Origin of the sequence: Vibrio sp. HENC-03 (genome assembly GCF_000305755.2) — a bacterium.
In the GTDB taxonomy this organism is placed as follows: Bacteria; Pseudomonadota; Gammaproteobacteria; order Enterobacterales; family Vibrionaceae; genus Vibrio; species Vibrio owensii.
Genome location: NZ_JH976064.1, coordinates 670,545 through 692,248, shown reverse-complemented (window position 1 = coordinate 692,248; position 21,704 = coordinate 670,545). Strand labels below are relative to the sequence as shown.

Below are 21,704 nucleotides of genomic sequence, written 5' to 3'. Positions count from 1 at the left end.
ATGTGGAAATAATCGTGCAACAAACGGTTTTCAAAGAAGTTAGACAAAAACTATGCACGCTCATAGGCTTGCTGGTTGGTTTTAGTTTATTCATAAATTTATTAGTACTTGCTATTCCTCTGTACATGCTCCAAGTGTACAACCGCGTTATCTCTTCTTATTCAATCGATACACTTTTCTTACTGACCGTGATTGTCCTTGCGGCATTACTCACTATGTCTTTGATAGATATTGCTCGTGCGCAAATGAGTAAGTCATTTGGCTATTGGCTGGATGCAAAACTGTCGGCATTTATGCTTAAGCGTAGTATCCAATACCAAACCCATACTGGTAAAAGCTACACATCCCAAGTATTGAGGGATATACAAAACATCAAGAGTTTTTTAAGTAGTCAGGCACCTTATCCTTTGTTGGACGCACCTTGGACGCCTGTTTTTATCCTTTTCGTTTATTTACTGCATCCTGTTTTAGGTCACATTGCTTTAGGCGGTTCGATTGTTCTATTTAGCCTTGGAATCATCAATGAATTGGTGACCAGAAAGGTGTTACAAGAGAGTGAAGTTCGCTCAATTTCGCATATCAATCACGCTGAAATCGCCACTCAAAACGCAAACTCGATTGTCGCAATGGGGATGATGAATGCGTTCCTAGAGCGATGGCACGCGAAAGCAAACGAATCCAACTTGTTAGAGCAGACGGTAGCGGGGAAGTCGATCTATCTCGCTAATTTTTCTAAGTTTGTTCGTGGTTCGTTGCAAATATGCTTGTTAGGAGGAGGTGCATGGTTGGTGATCCAGCATGAGATTACTGCAGGCGTCATGATTGCCAGTTCCATTTTGATGAGCAGAGCGTTATCGCCAATGGAACAAGCCATAGGAACATGGCGCAGTGCGATGTCTGCTAGGAATGCTTATAAGCGGTTGTGGGAAATTGATAGGATCGTTAAACAAGATGAATCGGAAATGCCCCTGCCTCGTCCGAAAGGACATTTTGAATTTACGGGTTTAGCTTATCGTCACCCTGGCGCGACAGAGCCTGTTTTATCATCCATCTCTTTATCAATACCTCCCGGTGTCTCCGTGGGGGTCATTGGCCCCTCTGGTACAGGAAAGTCGACCTTTGCAAGACTGCTTCTCGGTAACATCAAACCGCTCGCAGGCAAGGTTACTCTAGATGGGATGGAGGTTTCTTCGTGGGCTTCTGAAGATAGAGGAGCCCACTTTGGTTATCTCGCGCAAGAAGTGGAACTGTTTCCGGGGACGATTAGAGATAACATCGCGCGATTCAAAGATGAAGACCCTGCAAAAGTCATTCAAGCCGCTCAGCTAGCTGGTTGTCACGAGCTCATTCTTAAGAAAAACAAAGGCTATGATTTTGTCATTGGCGAAAATGGACGTGGATTGTCCGGTGGCGAGCGTCAGCGTATCGCTCTGGCTCGCGCCGTTTACGGCAATCCATCCGTTGTTGTATTTGATGAAGCCAACGCGAATCTCGATGGGGAGGGGGAAGCGTCATATCAACGTTTGATCGCACACCTTAAGGCGGAAGGGGCCACTGTCATTGTGATTGCTCATAACCCAAGTACGTTGCGCCAAATGGACCGATTACTGTATCTCGCTGAAGGTCGCGTCAAATTGTATGGAGTGAGAGATGAGGTGTTAAAGCGCCTAATGGGAGAAGAAAGAACAGATATACCGAGGGTGCGAAATGAGCAATCAACTGCCAACCGATAACAAACTGACGGCGGAAAGTGTTTTCCGTTTTATGCCAACGGCCGAACTTAAACTTAAAGGTCCCATTCTACTTGGTGTGTTGACGTTAAGTTTATTCTTGGGCGGATTAGGCTACTGGGCGGCCACCTCAAAACTAGAGAGTGCTGCTATCGCTTACGGTGATTTATCTGTATTGAGTAAGCGCCAAGAGATTCAACATTTGGAAGGTGGCATTATTGAAAAGCTTTACGTTCAAGAAGGTGACTTGGTCGAAAAAGGACAGTTGCTTATCCAGCTTTCGAAGCGTCAAGCAAATGCAAAATTAGATTCTCTTGGTGGTCAGTACATTCATACTCTAGCCAAAGAAAATCGATTGAATGCCGAACTCGATGAATTGCCTGAGATTAACTGGGCGCAAGATATTGAGACGATTAAAAACGCAGAGATTGTTGCTGAAGCGAAATCAGTACAACGTAAGATATTTGAGGCGAGAAAGCGCTTTTTCGACAGCAAACTAAACATCATTGCGCAGAGTATCTCAGGCGCGAATTTGGAATTGGATAACCTCAATGCAACGAAAGTAATTGAACGTGAGCGCTTGAAATTCATTGAGGAAGAAATTGCCAGTAATCAGGCGTTAGTACAAAAAGGCTTTTCAGGAAAGTCTGCTTTACTGCAGCTTAAGCGTCTTGCCGCAGAAGTCCGCAGTACACTCAGCCAATTGGGCCGTCAATCTTTGACTGTAGCCAAGCGATTAGAGGAAAACCAAGCAAAAATCGAAGAATTGAAGCTAGAGCGACTCAATCAAATTGTCGAAGAGTTGCGTAACACTAAGACAGAGCTTGTTTCGATCAAAGAGGAGTATGGTTCTGCAAAAGATGTCGTCGCAAGAACAGCGATTGTCGCTCCAATCTCCGGCAGAGTAGTGAATATGCAAGTGTTTACTGAAAAGGGGGTGATTGGCTCGGGCGAGACCTTGCTTGAGCTCGTTCCTCAAGATGACAAGTTGTTGGTGGAGGCGCGTGTGAGTCCACAAGACATCGATTTGATTACGCCAGGGCAGCATGCTCAAGTTCGCTTAACGGCTTTGAATGCAAGAACGCTAGCACCTCTCGATGGCACCGTATTAACTATCTCCGCGGATAAGCTCTCAGAGCAAAACCAAGATGATTTTTATCTTGCCCGTATTGCTTTAGCTCAAGAGGACGTTGCGAAGCATCGGTTGACTTCTGGGATGAACGCTGAAGTGTTGATTCTATCAGAGCCAAGAACACCGCTGAGTTACCTTGTTAAACCATTAACCGAGAGTATGAATCGCGCATTCCGAGAAGACTAGCAGATAGCTTCTGTTTGAAATCTCGTCATTGAACGTACGTAAATTACGTAAATAAATGATCCATTAACGAGGTCACATTTTGTGAGATTGGGATGTGTTTTGATGCGCCTTTATTTTGTGTGAGATGACGTGAACAATGAGAACAGAAAAAGAAAAAATGTTGGCTGGTGAGCCATACAATGCATGGGATAAAGAACTTTACCAAGCACGTATTGAATGCAGAAAAGTACTGCAGAAAATCAACAACAGCATTCCAGATACAGAGGAATGGCGTAATGCAATTGATGCACTTATTCCAGACTCTGAAGGGGCCTATTTAGAACCGCCTTTCCGATGTGATTATGGCTCAAACATCAAACTAGGAAAGAACTTTTACGCGAACTTTAACTGCGTCGTACTAGACGTGGCGGAAGTACATATTGGAGATAATGTTCTATTTGCTCCTAATGTACAGATTTACACTGCAGGACACCCTTTGGATGTAAAAGGCCGGGTAGAAGAAGGAGTTGAGTTTGGCACGCCGATTACTATTGGCGACAACGTATGGTTAGGCGGCGGCGTGATTGTTTGCCCAGGTGTGACTATCGGTGAAAACTCAGTGATTGGTGCGGGTAGCGTTGTTACGAAAGATGTGCCACCAAACGTTGTTGCTGCTGGAAATCCATGTAAAGTGATTCGACCAATCGAACAAAAATAATCGAATTGGTCACTTATCTCAGGACGGGATAGCGAATTAAAATTAAGAAGCCGACATTCAGTCGGCTTTTTTATGCATTTTAAAGATGCGTTAAAGCATGCTGGAGTGAACTTGTTGACCTTGTTCGGTAAGCGAGTAAATTCGCCCATCTTCTTTAATAACCAAACCGCTGTTGACCAGTTGTTTTAGGTGGAAGTTGAACTTGGTGTGGTCTTCAATACCAACCACACGACAGAGATCCATGAACTTCATTTTTCGATGAATCTTGAGCTGCTTGATGACCGAGCGACGAATCGGGTTGGAAAGCGCACTAAAAATCTGGTCATGCTTTCTTTCATCCAGCGGTGACTTTGGTGATCGCTCTGCGTGGACACGCTTTAACGTGACAGACAATGCAGCAAGGTTGAACGGCTTAGTAAGAAATTCATCAGCCCCCTTCTTCATCGCATCGACAGCGACATCAACAGTGGCAAAAGCGGTGGTAATGATGATGCCAATGTTTGGATGTAGGCGTCTTAGGGCTGAAAGGGCTTCAATCCCTGTCATTCCGGTCATCACGACATCAAACAAAGCTAAGTCAAAATGTTGCTCGCTGGCAATATCCAGCGCGTCTTCAGCGTTATCACATGCGACCACTTCAAACGATTCCAAGGTTAATGCCTCAATGAGGACCTCTCGCAATTCAACATCGTCTTCTGCAAGTAAGAGTTTTAGTGTCATTCAATATTCCTTGGTAAGCGGATTTCAACTGTTAAGCCAGTAATGTGGTCACTCTTCTTTGAGTTCCTCAAGTTTAGCTCGCCACCGTGTTGTAAGATAATTTGATTACTGATTGCCAATCCCATACCTGTGCCTTCACCCCTTGGTTTGGTGGTGTAGAAAGGTGTTTTCGCTTTGGCAATTTTGTCCAGTGGCATCCCTGTTCCCCAGTCGGAAATGGAGAGAATTGCCACCAGTTTGTCTTGATATGTTTCTATATAGAGTTGTTTGTGTTCTTGGCTAGCGTCAATCGCGTTACCGATGATATTGGTCACCACTTCTTCTAATTGGCCTGCATCACCTAAGACATTAAGCGTGTCATCAAGGGAAGTACTTACAATGAAGCCCTCCAAGCGGTATTGGTTTAAGGAAAGTGCTTGGTCCACGATCTTTTTCAAAGAAACCACTTCGCGTTGGATTGGTTTATGGTGAGCGTAATTCAAGACTTCATGGCTGATCTCTGCAGCACGTTCTAAACCGTGACGGATGCGGGCTAGGTGTCTATGACTGGCCTCGTTGTCTGGTAAATGTTTCTCCAATAAATCACAACTCATTGTTGCGCTGGAAAGCGGTGTTTTGATTTCATGGGCGACCGCGGAAGTCAGTTCACCAAGCTCTTTAAGTTTGGCATCTTGTTGAGAGAGTTGAACGTTACTTTCAAGTTGTTTGCTTTTTTCATCATCAAACACGCGCAGTGCGATCCATAAGGTGCATAAAATACAAATGGCACAAACCATTCTGACGCCAAGCACCCAAAGCCCTAAATCGGAGGTCAGTACACCTGCCGCAATGCCATAAGCGATCAAAGCAAGGCCGGTTAACTTAAATGGGAGTGATGCGCCATGACCTTCTTTTTCTAGGATGTTCGCGTAGCTCATCATTGCTAACCCAGAGATGGCGCCAGCGCCTAAGCCGAATATCCATCGGACTTGGTTTGCAGTGTTGTGAATGTAAATTGCATACTCGTTACTTCCGAACCGAACGATTAAGCTGATAACAAACAAGGTAAGAACAGTGAGTGCACCATATTTGATGGCTTTAATGTACTTCCAGTCCGTGAGATCCAGCATCTTCCATGCAAAAGCGCCAAGCGCAATAAATGAGAACCAGAGCTTGAATACCTTAAAAGTCTCTATTCCCTTGGTGAGCGTGAACTCATGCTCATACATGACCAAGTAAAGTTCTGACCATTCGTGGAAACCGTGAATGAACCCAAATAACGCAAGAATAGGTAAAGCAGAAGCGATAGCGATCCGGCTTTTGCGTAAGTCTCGAAAAAGAATGGCAAAAAAGATGGCGAAGAAAGCTAAGCCATAGAAGAGGTAGATCTTAAAAATGAGTAACATGTCCATGGTTTGAGTCTAAATGACTCCGTACCCTTCATCAATATTTAATATTTGCAATCTTATTATGGTGCATTGCATACATATCCTTTTACATCTTCACTTACTTTATAAAAGTTGTGTGAAGTTTTCTTATCATAATTAATTATTCCGAGATAATTGTTATTCACATTGTGCGCTTTAGTTTCGATGTTTAATAAAACTGTCATATTGAATTTCTAATCTGCACCCGTCGATTGGTGAGCACCGATTGATTGTTGAATTTATTTCAATACCTAGTTTTACTTGAACACTAAAACTAATCTGGGCTAATTAAATGTTGCTTTTTTATTAGCCCAACTTAATCGCTAAATTATATCGGAGATATATTGTGAAATTCATGAAATCAGCTCTAGTGTCTTCAGTTCTGGTTGCAGCATCATTCGGCGTTGCTGCCAAAACAACGATCAATGGCGCTGGTGCGACATTCCCTCATCCAATTTATGCGAAGTGGGCTGAGCAGTACCAAAAGGAAACGGGCGTTCAGATTAACTACCAAGCGATCGGCTCTGGTGGCGGTATCCGTCAGATAACTGCAAACACAGTAGACTTTGGTGCGACAGATGCGCCGTTGACTATTGAAGAGTTGAACAAAGAGGGCATGATTCAGTTCCCAATGGTGATGGGTGCAATTGTTCCTGTAGTAAACATCCCTGGCATTGATGCTGGTGAAGTTAAGCTAACAGGCAAAGTGCTGGCTGATATCTACCTAGGCAACATCAAGAATTGGAATGATCCGGCGATTGCAGCGCTAAACGAAGGCGTGGAGTTACCAAACCAACCTATCTACGTAGTGCACCGTTCGGACGGTTCTGGTACGACTTACAACTTTACTGATTACCTAGACCGCGTAAGCCCTGAATGGCATGAGTCTATTGGTGTTGGCAAAGACATCACATGGCCAAAGAAAGCAACAACAATTGGCGGTAACGGTAACGCAGGTGTCGCAAACTTCGTAAACCGTACTCGCGGTGCGATCGGTTATGTGGAATACGCATTTGCTAAGCAAAACGACCTTGCTTACACCCAAATGCAGTCTAAAGAAGGCAAGTTCCTAAACCCAAGTATGGACACTTTCCAATCAGCTGCAGCTAACGCTGATTGGGAAAATGCACTAGGTTACCACTTGTTACTAAACGACCAGCCAGGTGCTGATTCTTGGCCAATGACGGCTGCTACGTTCATCCTAATGCACACAGATCAATCGGATGCGAACAAAGCAAAAGAAATCGTGAAGTTCTTTGAGTGGAGCTATGAGCAAGGTGAACTTGCTGAAGAACTAGATTACATCCCAATGCCAAGCAAGGTAGTTAACATGGTTAACGAAACTTGGAAAAATGGTTTGAAATCAGACGGCCAAGCGATTATTCAATAATTCATTAAGTTGTCTGGGGAATATATTCTCCAGACAACTGAATAAAATATTATGACTACATTAGCTATTAAAAATAAAGTAAATGGTGATTCGGTTTTTAATAAATTGAGTTTCGCGAGTGCTTTATTAATTTTTGTGACCCTAATTGGTATTTTATTATCACTAATTGAAGGCGGATGGCCTGCTTTTAAAGAATTTGGCCCTGGCTTTGTATTTAGAGATATTTGGGATCCTATTAATGGTCAATTTGGTGCTGCCTCTGCAATTTACGGCACACTTGTTACTTCTTTCATCGCTATTGTTATTGCTGCACCTATCGCATTAGGTACGGCAGTGTTCCTCGCTGAACTGGCACCTAAATGGCTAAGTCAGCCAGTGAGTAAAGCCATTGAGCTACTCGCTGCCGTACCAAGCATTATCTATGGTATGTGGGGATTGTTTGTTTTTGTTCCTTGGTTCTCTGAAGGGTTCCAAATGTGGGCAGGCATGCATTTAGTTGATATTCCTTTGATCGGTAGCTGGTTTAATGGGCCACCGATTGGTATCGGTTTGTTAGCGGCGGGCATTATCCTTTCATTTATGATTCTGCCAATCATGACGTCATTGACGCGTGACGCACTTAAATCGGTCCCTGATGTACTTCGTGAAGCGGCGTATGGAACAGGTGCGACACCATTTGAGGTGATCACCAAAGTTCTTATCCCAAAAGTAAAAAACGCAACGGTGAGCGCTGGCATCTTAGGTCTGGGGAGAGCACTTGGCGAAACAATGGCGGTGGCTTTTGTTATCGGTGGTGCGAGTCGTATTGAGTTCTCATTCTTTATGCCAGCGAGCTCAATTTCATCGACGATTGCTCAGCAATTTAATGAAGCGACAGACCCAACTCATATCGCTTCACTTATTGGGCTTGGCGTCGTGCTTTTTATTATCACTTTCTTCGTGATGGGCTTTGCTCGACGTTTACTAAGGAAGTCATCATGAATACTAGAAAATTAAAGAACTTTAGTTTCTTAGCGTTTTGTTCTTTGTCAGCCGCATTCGGTGTCTTTGTACTCGCCAGTATTTTGTACACGCTTGTTGGTGAAGGTGTGAAGGGCTTGAGTTTGGCTACCTTCACTGAACTGACTCCAGGTCCTGGCAGTCAAGGTGGTTTGAAAAACGCACTAATTGGTAGCTTGATGCTGACAGGTTTGGGCATTTTAATCGCAGCACCGATTGGTATTCTGGCTGGTACTTGGCTTGCAGAGGCAGATAAAGATAACAAGATCGCTGAGTCATTGCGCTTTCTTAACGGCATGCTAATGAGCGCACCATCGATTCTCGTCGGTCTGTTTGTTTACGCTTTGATTGTGGTTCCAACTGGTGGTTACTCGGGTTGGGCGGGGGCAGTTGCACTCGCAGTCCTTGCATTGCCAGTGATTGTGGCATCAACCGAAGAGATGCTTCGTCTTGTTCCACCAACATTGAAAGAAGCGGGCAGTGGCGTAGGCGCACCTAAATGGCGCGTGATTACCCAGCTAAGCTACCGAGCTGCAGCGCCGGGTATTATTACAGCGATTCTATTGTCTATCGCACGTATCTCAGGCGAAACGGCACCTTTGCTGTTTACCGCGCTAAACAGCAGTTTTATGACCATGGACATGAGCCAACCGATGGCAAACTTGCCAGTGACGATTTACCAGTTTGCGATGAGTCCTTACACATCGTGGCAGGAGCTAGCATGGGCTGGCGCACTGATTATCACGACCTTTATTTTGATTGTTAACGTACTGGCGACTTCGTTGCCGCAGCTATTTAAAGCGAGAAGAGCATGAACACGGCAACTTTAAACCCAGTCACTACAAACAACATGAACGGACCTACTATGAGCACTTTGGTAGACAGCATTAATACCAACGATGTGACAGCAAATCTGACTCATCGTATGGATATTCAAAACTTAAATTTTTACTACAACAAAGGCGCAGATGCAGCATTGAAATCGGTATCCATGCCGATTTACAAAAACCGTGTGACGGCACTGATTGGCCCTTCGGGTTGTGGTAAATCCACGCTTCTTCGTACCTTGAACCGAATTTACGATTTGTACGGTCATCAGTATGCAGAAGGTGAAATCCTGTTGGATGGCGAAAGCATCTTTAACAACACCGATGTGAACGAGCTGCGCTCTAAAGTCGGTATGGTTTTCCAAAAACCGACACCATTCCCAATGTCGATTTACGAGAACATGGCGTTTGGTCTTAAAATCCAAGGTACGTTTAGCAAAGCAGAAATCAAAGATCGTGTTGAATCTGCATTAAAACGCGCGCATTTGTGGGAAGAGGTGAAAGACAAACTGGATGCCGATGCAAATGGCCTATCTGGTGGTCAGCAGCAGCGTTTATGTATCGCACGTACGATCGCTCTAGAGCCTGAAGTAATCTTGATGGATGAACCGACTTCTGCGCTTGACCCAATTGCGACTGTAGCGATTGAAACCTTGATTACTGAACTGCGTGAGAAATACACCATTGTTATCGTTACGCATAACATGCAGCAAGCGATGCGTATCTCTGATTACACCGGTTTTATGTACCTCGGTAAGTTAGAAGAATATGGCACGACCGATAAAATTTTCCACCACCCAGATAATGATCGTACTAAGCGATACATCTCTGGTGATTTTGGATAACGAATAACAACAATAGCGGCTGTTGACTCAGCACTCTTTAGGCACGATCTTGCGAGAATCGTGCCTATTTTTTTATGCGTTTGGGCTCTAAAATTGGGGTTATTAAAAATAATTAAGAACTCTGTATGTATAAAGATAAAGTGGTCGTGATTACTGGCGGTAGCCAAGGTATTGGTCAACACCTTGCTCTTGCCTACCTTGAGCAACAAGCAAAAGTTATCGTGCTAGACATTGCGCCCAATAAGAATCCAGATATGGATTTTCACCTCGTTGATTTAGGTCGACCAGAGCAGATTGAACAGGCTTTTGATGAGATCAAAGGAAAGTACGGCAAAGTCGATATTCTCATCAACAATGGTGCGATCGCTAACTTTAACAAACCCATTCAGCAGCTGACTTTTGAGGAGTTTTCACGTGTGATTGACGTCAACCTCAAAGGCGCGTTTGCTTGTTCCCGACGATTTATCGCATTGAATCATGCTCAACCTTATGGACGAATCATCAACATTGCCTCCACGCGCTGGAATCAAAATGAATCTGGTTGGGATGCTTACGGCGCATCAAAAGGTGGTGTGGTCTCTATGACACAATCGATGGCTATTTCGTTGTCAGATACGCCAATTACCGTCAACGCGGTTAGCCCTGGTTGGATTCAGGTTGAAGGGTATGGTGAGCTTGATAGTTTTGACCATCAGCAGCATCCATCAGGTCGAGTAGGGAAAGCCAAAGATATTGTTAATGCGTGTCTTTTTTTAACGCACCCAGAGAATGACTTCGTTAATGGCCATAACTTGGTCGTTGATGGTGGAATGAGTAAAAAAATGATTTATCAGGACAGCTTGCTAGATTAAGAAGAGTCCCATTTCTATCGACTAGGAATGCTCTGAAATAGCGCGTTCCTAGTCTTTCATGTCAACAAAAATTTCCCTTTCCGATTTCAAATTGACCGTTTATTGAACGATTTTATAAGTTTTTATCAACTAAAGAGTTATTAAATCATTGGTTATGATTTGGCGAGTTGTAGCGATATATCAATGCGTTGAATGCTACCCCCCTTAAATCCTCCCTTACATATTGTTTTTCTACATGGTCGTAATAGGCATTTAAAAAACTCTTCGCTCGAAAGATGCCGACTGTAATCACATTCACTTCGCTAAACTTTTCTGCTGATTAATTCGCCTTAATTAATCTTAATTCTCCTTAACTAGCTGATTTGGGTAGTAGAAGTAAGCATGTCGAAAGATTTTAGTCGTTTGATTCGCACCCTAGGTGGTGCGTTTTTGTCGTTCCTAATGGTATTGATTGCTATGCCAGCGAAAGCGGATATAGCTGGGCTTAATGTCCAGTTGTCACCAGTAAGTGGTCAATACGATAACGGCAACCAGATTGAATACACGTTGACCTTAACCAACACCTCTGGTTCCACACTTTCTGGGTTAGAGGTCAATGATGAGATCATGAACATCATGACTTCCGGTGATTCCGGCGGTTCAGTGAATGCGTTTGTAAGCGCAGAGATCTCCGCGTCCGCTTCTTTTCTATCTTCTGCTGGTGATTACGACAGAAATGGAAACCTCACCGCGACCAACGTAAACATTCGAAACAACGGCACGGTGTCCTACACCATCAAAGCAACCGTTTCTGAGCAGGCGGCGGGTGATATTAACAACGTTGCCAATGTTCGCTCTGGTGCGCTTTCGCGAGAAGACTCAAACACTACTACCCACCAGAGAGTGGTGTATGAACACAGCATCGATCTTTCTGCGTCGGTTGATAAATATGGCGCTGGGCAGGCTCTGGTTTACACCCTAAAAGTATCAAATACAGGCTCTGCAAAAATCCAAGGGATGACGGTTACCGACCTTGTAGCAGATATTGAGGCCGAAGACATCAATGGTGCAATGATTCCAGCCTTTACGTCTGTCTCAAACAGTTCTTCTACTTCAGGCTCAGGGAGTAATGCGGGGACGTTCTCAACAAGCGGCAACCTGGATGCGAAGGATGTATCTATCGCAGTTGGTGGTTCGGTCACCTATACCATTCGAGGTCAAATCGATTCAACGTTGGTCGGCGACATCATCAATGACAGCGCTGAAGCAAAAACACGTGACGACAACCAATCTGCTGGTGGCATCACAACGCCGCCAAAAGACGCTGATGTCACACTCTCGCACTCGTTAAACAAAACGGATGATTATCTCGTTAGCGAAGATTTCTCATACACCATCACAGTGCGTAACGCTTCAGGTGCAGGTATCGCTCACAACTACACTGTTCAGCAGTTGATGGACTCGTTGAAGTCGGATCTAGGCAACGACATCAGTAACGACAAAAATGCCGACGACACAACGGGTAACCCGTACTCGACTTGGACCAATGAAGTGGTATCGATTGGCTCGAACAGCCTTTCTGAGTTACAGGCATCGGGCAAGCAAACCGACAAATCACTCGACGATAAAGTGTCTATCTACCCAGGTGAAGAGATCGTTTATTCCATTGTGGTGCATGCAAGTCCCGTTTCTATCGGTAAGATCCCTCAGTTGGAGGCGAAAGTTCTTAACGATGAAGGCGGCGCTGATTCAGCTGGCGTGCTTGCAAATACGCTAAACACGGAAGATGTTCTCGATTCATCATCGAGCCAAATTAAACGAAACAAGCGAACCCAAGACACGACGTATGTGCCCGGTGTTTCTGGTGAGAATGAAGTGGTTTACGACATCGAAATCTCGAACGCGGATTCGAAATACTTTGCCAATGATGTCATCGTGTTAGATAAGTTTGCATGTAACGTCACTGAGCAAGTCGATGGCTCGTCTGGTTCTGCTTTTTCTGAATGGAAACTTGAAGTTGCGGATAGTCGTGGTGAAGGCTCTAACTACGGCTCTTTTAACTATGGCGCTTGGACCACCAACGATATTAACCTAAAAGTCGATTTGGCTCCGGAAGGTTATGTTCGTTACAAATTGACGGCAAGAGTTGCGGACGACAGTGTAGGTCAGATTGTTGATGATGAAGCTGATGCAGGTTTGTGTCTGGGTGATAACCTCATAGAGAGTGGCTCTGGTGTACAAATGCCAAACGCCAACTTAAAAGTTCAAAAAGAGGTGGATTCACGTTATTACTCTGCTGGTGGTACGTTGAACTACACCATTACAGTCGAGAATAGTGGTGATGGGTACGCTATTGATGTGCCGGTATTTGATGATCTTGCATCGGTCTCTACTACATCAATCAACGGAACTAATGTTAACGCTTATGTCAGTTGGGTCGTTACTGCTCAAGCTTATTCGGAGGATGGCTCCCCTTCGACTATTAGCAAGCCTGGATTTGTCGACCCGATTGAGGGCAACCAGACCAACGATAACATTCTCGATGTGGATGCGATGCTCGCTCCGCGAGAAACGATCATCTATTCCATTTCTGCAGTAGTGAACCCAATCGCTGATGGGGAGATCCGAAACCAAGTAGAAGTGGACGGTAAGCTCTATTCTGACCGAGGCTCATACCCTCGTGATTACTACTTAGTGCTGGATAAGCGCGTTGATGGTAATGATGAACAAAACTGGTACACCAATACGACCAATGAAGTGACTTACACCATCAGCGTAACTAACCCTGAAGGTAATGGTTTTGCTTCCAATATCGAAATTAAAGACGACATCAGCACCATAGAGGCAGAGCTCTTAGAGCCAGCTGGTGCGATGAAGAAAGTCTTCACCTCTTGGACTATTTCTGCAGACATTGAGGCGGATTCGCCTTGGTTAAAAGTAGCCGCTGACGCAGGAGACTTTTCTGATAACAACGACCTTGATGTTATCGCTCAAATCCCACCGGGTGTAACCATCACATATACAATCGTTGGTACCCTTGATCGCAGCGTAGACACTGAAATCCTATGGGGACATTTCTCAAATACGGCAACCGTCAAATCGACTGAAGCGGAAGACAACATCAACTTGTCAGATTCAGTAACGACGCACCCGAACGAACCAAACCTTGTTGTCGCGAAAACAGCTCAAAACACTGATTTTGTCGTTGGTGAAACGGCCACATTTGATATCTATGTGTATAACCGTGGTGCTGGTTATGCTAATGACGCAACAGTAAAAGATGATATTGAAGCGTTGAATTTCTTCTCCAATTGGTCCGTAACTGGTTCGACAAACACTGACGAACCTGGCTCGCGCTACGGCGATGTATCAAATAACGAAAATATCGATACTGACGTCGATATTACTCCAGGAGGTTGGGTTCATTACGAAATCACTGGGTTAGTGAAGAGTGATTATCCTCATGAACAAGTTTCTAACCGAGTAGATGTATATGATCCACTTACAGATCGCGACCACAGTTCGTCGGCCCAAATCGATAATAGAGACAGTGTATATGATGTAAACGTCTCTCTGACAAAAACAACGAGTGTTGTGCGCTATACGCCGGGAGAAGAGCTGGTTTACACGATTGTCGTAGCAAATAATGCTGATGAGCCAGAATCTGAGCTGATATTAATTGACCGCTTGAGTGAGATAACGACAACATTAGCAAACGACAAAGATGGAGAAGTGGAAGATTTGCTCGAGCAAAATCCATTTGAACATTGGTCGTATTCAGTGGATGGCGGTGCCTACAGTAAGCCTAATACCGACGATGTTGAGATCCCGCTGAACATTCCTGCGAACGATTTTATTACCGTTAAAATCAAAGCGCTGGTCAAAGACAACGCGGTTTCTAACGGGGTCGAAGCGGGTGAACAATATTTGATCCGCAACGAGGCATTGTTGATTCACAAAGATGACGCAGGTTGTACTACTTCATGTGAGTACTTAAAACGTGCTGTGGCTGAAAACCATCAGGTTTATAACAATGGTGAAGTAATTCGTACGACCAACATCAACCGATACTCTCCAGGTGATGAGCTGATCTACACCTTCAAATACACGTCACAAGATGGCAAAGGCTACCGCAATAACGTTGATGTTAATGAATTGATTAATGGTATTTCGGTTGAGCTGCAAGATGGTTCTGCGGGCAACCCATTCTATGATCCTACGACAAAGACCAATCAGTTCAGCGTAAGCGTAGAGAAAAGTGATCCTGCGAATGCGGGCACGACAGATGGTACTAAAGACGGTACGGTCGCTGACAATAATGACATCGTGACTACGATTGATATCGATGAAGGAGAAGATGTTACGTACACCGTGAAAGGGATGATTCGTCCAGATGCGGTGGGTAATATCAGCTATCGTGACACCATTGTCATTCCGAATGATTATCACCTGAATTTTGACAAAATCACTGATGAAACGGTTTACGAGCCGGGTAAAACCATTACCTATCGCCTGATCATTGAGAATGATGGAAAAGCAAATGCAAATGATATCCCTATCTTGGATGACATTTCTTCTATTGAAACTCAATTGGTCGATGGTACTTCTGGTAAGGCTTTTACTGATTGGACATTAACTTCTAGTGCGTCGGGGGCGAATGCTGAATACGTAGATGCTGGTAATGGTCAGGGCAATGTGTATACGACAAATAGCTCGGAGAGCGCTGGGTTAAATGTCACTGCAGATATTCCAATGGGGGCTTCTGTTGAGTATCGAGTCATTGCTAATGTTAACGAAAATGCCAATGGCAATATTGTCAATCTATTGAAGGTTGATGGCGATACCATCTCACACGACATCCAGCAGGAATCCCGAAAGATTGAATATCAAAAAAATATTCTAGCTTTCTACGATGTTGATGGTAACGAGATGCTAGGTGCGTCAGATTACATGCCAGGTGGTTATATAGAATATGAGATTCTGATTGGCAATATTTCCAACGCGCACGTTGATGATATGAGCTTGAGAGATGATCTAGATACGATTACCACCGATTATTATGACGGAACTAGTGGACCTGCATTCGAAAGCTGGACCATCGACACCTTTTCAGACAGTTCAGGTATCAGCGATCCGGATGTCGATAGTTCTATTAGAGATAATCAGCCTATCAACACGCATTTCGACATTGCAGCGAAAGGTTTTAGTGGCTTCTTATCGGATTCTTATGTGCGATATGTCATTCGTGCAAAGATCAGTCCAAAAGCGGTTGGTTCATTCACTAACCGAGCTTATATCGATGAAGGCAATGGCAACAAGCTAATTGCTGTATCACCAATAGCGTCAATGGCCGATCCGGAAATCAGCTTCAATAAGAAAGCCTTCTCTGATGCAGGATTCAGCACGGAGAAAACTACTTACTCGCAAGCATCGGGTGAGAGTGAGGTTTACTACCGTATTCTGCTGAAAAACAACGGCTATGGCACCGAGTATGGCTCTCATCTAAAAGACACCATCTCTGCGATTCAAACCCGTATTGCGGAAGATAATTCGACGGCGGGCGGCGATCCAGTTGGTGAACCTTTTATGGCTGGCTGGGAAGTGAGTTTGGCTAAAGATGCAGCACTAGACTCGATTACCGAGGCAGTTGGTTTTGTCGATGGTTCTCGTATTGATATCGACAATGACATTGTTATCGCACCTCAGGAATCATTGACGTTCACCGTCCATGGCACCATCCGTGAAGATGCGTTGGGTGATATTAAAAACACCGCGAACTACGATGGCAAAAACCGCACGGCCACGTTGCTGCCTTTGGCTAACAATATCAATGTGGAAAAACGCGTCGTGTCTATTAATGGGACGCCTTTCACCTCAGGAGATACTTACATCCCTGGTGATGAAGTGGAGTACGAGTTCGTGGTTACTAACCCAGAAAATGGGTGGGCGAACGATGTGCGTATTCAAGATACGGTGACCGATATTGGTGTTGAAGTTATTGGCGGAACAACCAAACCGGCGTATGCCTCTGGTGATATCAGTCATACGGTGAGTAATGGTATCGACGCGAACATTGATACCTATGTTCCGGGTTACAGCGTAGCCGGTAATCTCGATATCGAAGTGGATATTGCAGCTGGCGAAGCGTTGACCTTTAACCTGACAGGTACAGTGAGAGACAACGCATTGGGTGAGATTGAAGCGAACCGAGTGACCGCAGATGGTAAGTCGGCTTCGTCGGAAACTATTCCACCTAAGCCTTCAGAAATCAACTACTTCAAGACGCTAGAGTACACCGATGGCGATTCCGCGAGTTGTTCGGTTCCTTCTAGTGATGGCAGTGGCTGTACTTATGCACCTCGCGGTGATGTGGAGTATCAAGTCACCCTTGAAAACACGGGCGACAGTATTGCTAATGACGTTCGTGTTATCGATGCGATCAACAATATTGATACTTCAGATGGCACTGCTGCATTTTCGCAGTGGTCAACGTCGATCGCGGTTGAGCCAGCGGGAACCTACGACGTTCAAGGTAACTACAACGGCAACGTACCATTGAATGCAACGGTAGACCTTCGCCCAGGTGAACACATCGTGTTTGATGTGAAAGGGACGGTAGCTGCTTCTGCGACAGGCTCAATAACCAATACGGCACAAGTCAATGGCGATAACACGAATGATATTGTTCTGGAAGCTGGCCGATCTCAGTACTTAATCGATAAATGGACTGATACTCCTCAATATGTACCGGGGGGCACAGTTAACTACTATATCGATATTACCAATGACGATGTAAGTACCGGCTTTTTTGGTCTGCTGGATGACATTAACAGTTTTGAAGTTGAAACAGTTGATGGCTCTATGAAGCCCGCTCTAGAAGAATGGACTCTGGATTATGAAGTGTTGTTTGACTCTGCACCTTCAGATCCAGCGGCAAATGATTTTTCTGAGCTAGATAAACTCGTTGGTGTAACCAATCCGGATATCAATATTCCAGCGGGCTCAATAAAAATGGCAGGACGCGATGATGCAGGTACTGGTGGTGGTGATAAATACACCGTTATTCGTATCCACATCCAAGGTAAAGTTCGTGATGATGCCGTAGGTCGTTTTACCAATACCGCTTTCCTTCTTTATGGTCTGGGTAGTAAACGAGCGAAGCTAACACAAGGTTACATCACGCCAAAACCAGGGCAATTGGAACTGACCAAAGAGACGACACCGATTGCGGAGCCGGATGCGAAATACCAACCGGGTCAGCCTGTTGCGTACAAAATCACGTTAACTAACGTCGGTGAAGGTTACTTGGTCGACCAAGTGCTGGTGGATCGCATCGATACCATTATGACCGATGTGGCGAACAGTACCGACAAAGCACAGGCCTTTACGGGTAAGTGGGTGATCAGTGATGAAGTACTCGGTGGTAGTGGCGATCCTTTGCTGAACGCTCGTAAAAACGTGATCGATACCGATCAGGGTTACAGTGCGACTTACAGTATCCATCCTGGCGATAGTTACTCTTTCGTTGTGACTAATACCGTTAACGACAAGGCCAAAGGCAACATCACTAACCTAGTTAAAGTGGACAGTGATGGCACAGATTACACAGCGGAAGCGACGTATTTGCCTGAAGACGCACAAGTCACGTTGGCGAAAGAAGTCGACAAGCTTGAATACCTTCCGGGGGATATGCTGACTTATACCGTTACGGTTAAGAACAACGGCTTAGGCTGGGCGGAAGCCGTTGAAATTGAAGACACATTGAAGTCGATTGAAACAACGCTTGCTGGCGGTACCACAGGAAAAGCATTTGACCCAAGTTCAATTCAGATTTCAGCGGTCTCAACTACGGGTGAAACGCCAGTTCCAGCACCAACAACAGGTGAAGATCTGAAAGAGACGCTGGATATCGCTCCTGAAGATACGATCGTTTATACCATTCAAGCGACAACGGTAGCCAATGCGACGGGTGACATCACCAATACCGCGAGTACAACGTTTGAAGGGAATACAACAGAAAAAAGTGCAATCAGTACACCGATCCTCGCGACGGTATCCATCGACAAATCAGTAGACACTCCAACCTATGAAGTGACGAAGCTGATCAACTACGACATTACGGTGAGTAACACGTCATTGGCGTTTGCTTCTGGTGTTGAACTGAAAGACATCATCAGCGACATCGATGTTGACACCACCAGTGGTAATAAAGAGTCGGCGTTTATGTTGTGGGAAGTGACGTACGAAGCATCGGATGAACGCACGGTTGTTGCACCAAAAACGTTCGAGCTGAGCGACGATATTAATGCAACCATGGATATTGCGCCTGAGAGTACCGTAACCTTCCGTGTGAAAGCATTGATCCGTACCACCGCGATTGGTGAGATCAGTAACACTGCAACCGTCACTTACAACGGTGTTTCTCAAGATTCAACGGCGATTATGCTGCCGATGGATTCCGATTTTGTTGCCACCAAAACAAATGTTCAAACCGAATACGAGCCTGGTGAAGAGTTGGAGTTCTTGATCACTATCGAGAACACCTCGAATAACTACATCACCGATTTGAGCGTGGTGGATGACATGTCTTCTATCCAAGTTGGTTATTACGATGGTACGACAGGCCCTGCGTTTGTAGATGGCTCAACATCGCTTGAGGTTGAATCTCAAACCATGGGCAGCCATGTCGAATCAGTCAGCCCAACAGAATACAGCGTGGATATTGCACCAAAAGGTAAGGTGGTATTCCGTGCGAAAGGCACGGTTGTGGATTCAGCGACTGGGGCCATTGTAAACACCGCGCAAGTCGATGGTGGTGATGTGATCAGCCCGCCCGTACACAGTGTGAGTGCGGTTGTGCAAGCTGAGCTTTATACCGACGCACCACATTACGTGCCGGGTGAAAAAGTGGAATATCACCTAGTGATTGAAAACATTGGACGCGGTATTGCGAAGAACGTTGCTATCTATACCCAGTTCAGTGAATCCATGGGTGATTACATCGATGGTTCTCGTGACAAAGCCTTTGATGATTGGACGCTAACGGCCGATTGGCAGGGTGCTGAAACTCAGCCGGGCGATTATGAAGACGATAAAGATCTGTTCACCATCGTTGATATCGCACCGGGCGGTAAGATTGATTACACCTTCACGTTGACCGTCAATGAAGACATGCTGACCAACATTGATGTGCTCGGTTACTACTTAGATCTGACGTGGAATCCGGCTGCAATGGCGCGCTCAAAAGGCATGATGCCTTCGCCAACTTCAGTGCAGGGTTCTGCAGATCAAGTCGCAGCGTTGGATTTACCGCCTGTTCCTGCTGAGCTTGTGGTTGAGAAGCGTTCTGATAAGCCGGAATACACACCGGATGATGATTCCGTGATTTACTACTTAGCGGTGACGAACCAAGGTGATGGTAACGCAGCTAATGTTCGTCTAACCGATGAAATCAGTGAGTTGCAAAATGAAGCGGGCAACAAGGTCTTCACCGACTGGACCATTGAAGGTGTCGAAGTAGACGACAGCGGCAGCGTGATTGATCGCCACACCTTCCCGGCAAGTGAAGATTTGGACTTAACGGTCAACCTTAAGTCGAAAAAACGTAATGCGTTTGCCTTTGAAGTTGTGGGCACGCTAGGTAAAGGTTTGGATGACGACATCACTAACACTTTTACCGCGACAGAAACCGACGGTACACAAACCAGTGACAGCGTGACCACGCACATCAAGAAGATCCCAGATAACAGTGGTGAACTTCTGCTAACGAAAGCGGCGCTGCAAGACACCGCGCAAGTGGGCGATGCCGTGGAATACGAAGTCATTGTAGAAAACAACAACGAATCGTACTTCAAAAACGTCACCGTAGAAGACCGTTACCCTGGCGGCTTCAAGTACATACTTGATACATCGGAAGTGGTGTTGAGTGGCCCAGATGGTGAGTTTGGTAATGAAGACGACCGAGTGTTGACGATCGAACCATCAGACACTGGCAAGCTGCTGTTTACATCATTGAACTTCGACCCGGGCGAGAAGCTACGTATTCGTTATCTACTGCGAGTTTCCGTTGGCGCAACGTTTGGTGACTACATCAACACCGCGGTATCGAAAGTCGATGGCCTTGCGGTGTCGAACGAAGACAGTGCCAAAGTAACCGTAGAGCCGGACAAGGTATTCGATACCTCATCCATCATCGGTAAGGTGTTTGAAGACCACAACAAAGACGGTTTCCAAGCAGACGCGACGGCATTTGATGTGGAATTGATTGCCAACTTGCCTACACAGGACTACATCGCAGGCTCTACAATCGTCGTCCGCGATGGGAAAGAGCTGTCGGTTGAGGATGAGCAAGACAATGGTCACGTGATTTCAGCCGTGCAAGAAGGTGTTGAATTGGGTGATCTTTGGGGCCACTCGATAAACCGCACCATCTCTGAAACAAAATCTGTCGCGATTCAATTCAAAACACGTACTCGTGACAGCTTTGATTTTACCGTCACATCGGACGGTGGCTCACGCATCGAATTTGATGCGCAAGGCCAAATCAAGTTTGCTCATGAATCAGACAAAAAGAACGGCCTAAGTGCAGAGAATCTTAACGTCACAAGAAACCTCTATCGACATGGCGATGCCTATTTGTGGGAAATCGTGATTGAGAACAAAGGGGTTTATGAAGACGGGATACCTGGTGTCAAGCTGATGACGGTGGAAGGCATCGTCATTCATACAGACCAGTACGGACGCTACCACGTGCCCGACCAATGGGTGCTGAATAAGAAAGGGAAAAACTTCCTAGTGAAGTTAGACACTGACTCGTTACCGACTTCGATGGAAGTGGTGAGCGAAAACCCGAAAGTGTTGCGAATTACCCCGAATAAGCTCACGAAGTTTAACTTCAGTGTTCATCGCAAAGCGAAAGACACCGAGCAAGAGTAGTGAGTCA

Annotated in this window: 11 protein-coding genes; 9 read left to right on the top strand and 2 right to left on the bottom strand. The window is 45.3% G+C overall.

The features are described 5' to 3' along the window. The first annotated feature begins 14 nt into the window (after positions 1–14). From VCHENC03_RS20285 to VCHENC03_RS20295, 3 genes are all read left to right on the top strand, one after another. Positions 15–1,733 carry a type I secretion system permease/ATPase gene (locus VCHENC03_RS20285; protein ID WP_009704922.1) on the top strand — a complete coding sequence of 573 codons (1,719 nt, stop codon included), beginning with the start codon at positions 15–17 and terminating at the stop codon, positions 1,731–1,733. Then, positions 1,708–3,048: an HlyD family type I secretion periplasmic adaptor subunit gene (locus VCHENC03_RS20290; protein ID WP_009704921.1), complete on the top strand. Its 1,341-nt coding sequence runs from the start codon at positions 1,708–1,710 to the stop codon at positions 3,046–3,048. The genes VCHENC03_RS20285 and VCHENC03_RS20290 overlap by 26 nt, the downstream gene beginning before the upstream one ends. 136 nt (positions 3,049–3,184) lie before the next feature. Continuing rightward, on the top strand, positions 3,185–3,745 hold the full coding sequence (locus VCHENC03_RS20295) for a sugar O-acetyltransferase (RefSeq protein WP_009704920.1): 561 nt from the start codon (positions 3,185–3,187) through the stop codon (positions 3,743–3,745). A 90-nt stretch (positions 3,746–3,835) separates the two neighbouring features. Here the strand turns inward: VCHENC03_RS20295 and VCHENC03_RS20300 are convergent, their stop codons facing one another. After that, the gene (locus VCHENC03_RS20300) at positions 3,836–4,465 is read right to left on the bottom strand and encodes a response regulator (RefSeq protein WP_005441035.1); all 630 of its coding nucleotides are present in this window, start codon (positions 4,463–4,465) and stop codon (positions 3,836–3,838) included. Next, on the bottom strand, positions 4,462–5,856 hold the full coding sequence (locus tag VCHENC03_RS20305; RefSeq protein WP_009704919.1) for a sensor histidine kinase: 1,395 nt from the start codon (positions 5,854–5,856) through the stop codon (positions 4,462–4,464). Before VCHENC03_RS20305 ends, VCHENC03_RS20300 begins: the two co-directional genes overlap by 4 nt. 370 nt (positions 5,857–6,226) lie before the next feature. Here VCHENC03_RS20305 and pstS point away from each other — a divergent pair, with 370 nt between their 5' ends. The 6 genes from pstS to VCHENC03_RS20335 all read left to right on the top strand — a co-directional run bounded on the left by pstS (position 6,227) and on the right by VCHENC03_RS20335 (position 21,697). Beyond that, positions 6,227–7,261 (top strand): phosphate ABC transporter substrate-binding protein PstS, encoded by a 1,035-nt coding sequence (pstS, locus tag VCHENC03_RS20310; RefSeq protein ID WP_032802258.1) that lies wholly within the window; start codon positions 6,227–6,229, stop codon positions 7,259–7,261. A gap of 51 nt (positions 7,262–7,312) precedes the next feature. Next, a complete protein-coding gene (gene pstC / locus VCHENC03_RS20315) occupies positions 7,313–8,242 on the top strand; it encodes a phosphate ABC transporter permease subunit PstC (RefSeq protein ID WP_009704917.1) in 930 nt (309 codons plus the stop codon). Further along, the gene (gene pstA / locus VCHENC03_RS20320; RefSeq protein WP_009704916.1) at positions 8,239–9,075 is read left to right on the top strand and encodes a phosphate ABC transporter permease PstA; all 837 of its coding nucleotides are present in this window, start codon (positions 8,239–8,241) and stop codon (positions 9,073–9,075) included. Before pstC ends, pstA begins: the two co-directional genes overlap by 4 nt. Then, complete coding sequence (pstB, locus tag VCHENC03_RS20325; RefSeq protein WP_198158275.1) at positions 9,072–9,932, top strand: phosphate ABC transporter ATP-binding protein PstB; 861 nt, start codon at positions 9,072–9,074, stop codon at positions 9,930–9,932. The genes pstA and pstB overlap by 4 nt, the downstream gene beginning before the upstream one ends. 125 nt (positions 9,933–10,057) lie before the next feature. Continuing rightward, complete coding sequence (locus tag VCHENC03_RS20330; protein WP_009704914.1) at positions 10,058–10,783, top strand: SDR family NAD(P)-dependent oxidoreductase; 726 nt, start codon at positions 10,058–10,060, stop codon at positions 10,781–10,783. A 441-nt stretch (positions 10,784–11,224) separates the two neighbouring features. Further along, the gene (locus VCHENC03_RS20335) at positions 11,225–21,697 is read left to right on the top strand and encodes a DUF11 domain-containing protein (RefSeq protein WP_050554365.1); all 10,473 of its coding nucleotides are present in this window, start codon (positions 11,225–11,227) and stop codon (positions 21,695–21,697) included. The last annotated feature ends 7 nt before the right edge of the window (positions 21,698–21,704 follow it).

Bases quoted from the DNA above. Each gene is read 5' to 3' on its own strand.
- VCHENC03_RS20290 (WP_009704921.1), top strand. From the start codon at position 1,708: ATGAGCAATCAACTGCCAACCGATAACAAACTGACGGCGGAAAGTGTT.
- VCHENC03_RS20295 (WP_009704920.1), top strand. From the start codon at position 3,185: ATGAGAACAGAAAAAGAAAAAATGTTGGCTGGTGAGCCATACAATGCA.
- VCHENC03_RS20300 (WP_005441035.1), bottom strand. From the start codon at position 4,465: ATGACACTAAAACTCTTACTTGCAGAAGACGATGTTGAATTGCGAGAG.
- VCHENC03_RS20305 (WP_009704919.1), bottom strand. From the start codon at position 5,856: ATGGACATGTTACTCATTTTTAAGATCTACCTCTTCTATGGCTTAGCT.
- pstS (WP_032802258.1), top strand. From the start codon at position 6,227: ATGAAATCAGCTCTAGTGTCTTCAGTTCTGGTTGCAGCATCATTCGGC.
- pstC (WP_009704917.1), top strand. From the start codon at position 7,313: ATGACTACATTAGCTATTAAAAATAAAGTAAATGGTGATTCGGTTTTT.
- pstA (WP_009704916.1), top strand. From the start codon at position 8,239: ATGAATACTAGAAAATTAAAGAACTTTAGTTTCTTAGCGTTTTGTTCT.
- pstB (WP_198158275.1), top strand. From the start codon at position 9,072: ATGAACACGGCAACTTTAAACCCAGTCACTACAAACAACATGAACGGA.
- VCHENC03_RS20330 (WP_009704914.1), top strand. From the start codon at position 10,058: ATGTATAAAGATAAAGTGGTCGTGATTACTGGCGGTAGCCAAGGTATT.
- VCHENC03_RS20335 (WP_050554365.1), top strand. From the start codon at position 11,225: ATGGTATTGATTGCTATGCCAGCGAAAGCGGATATAGCTGGGCTTAAT.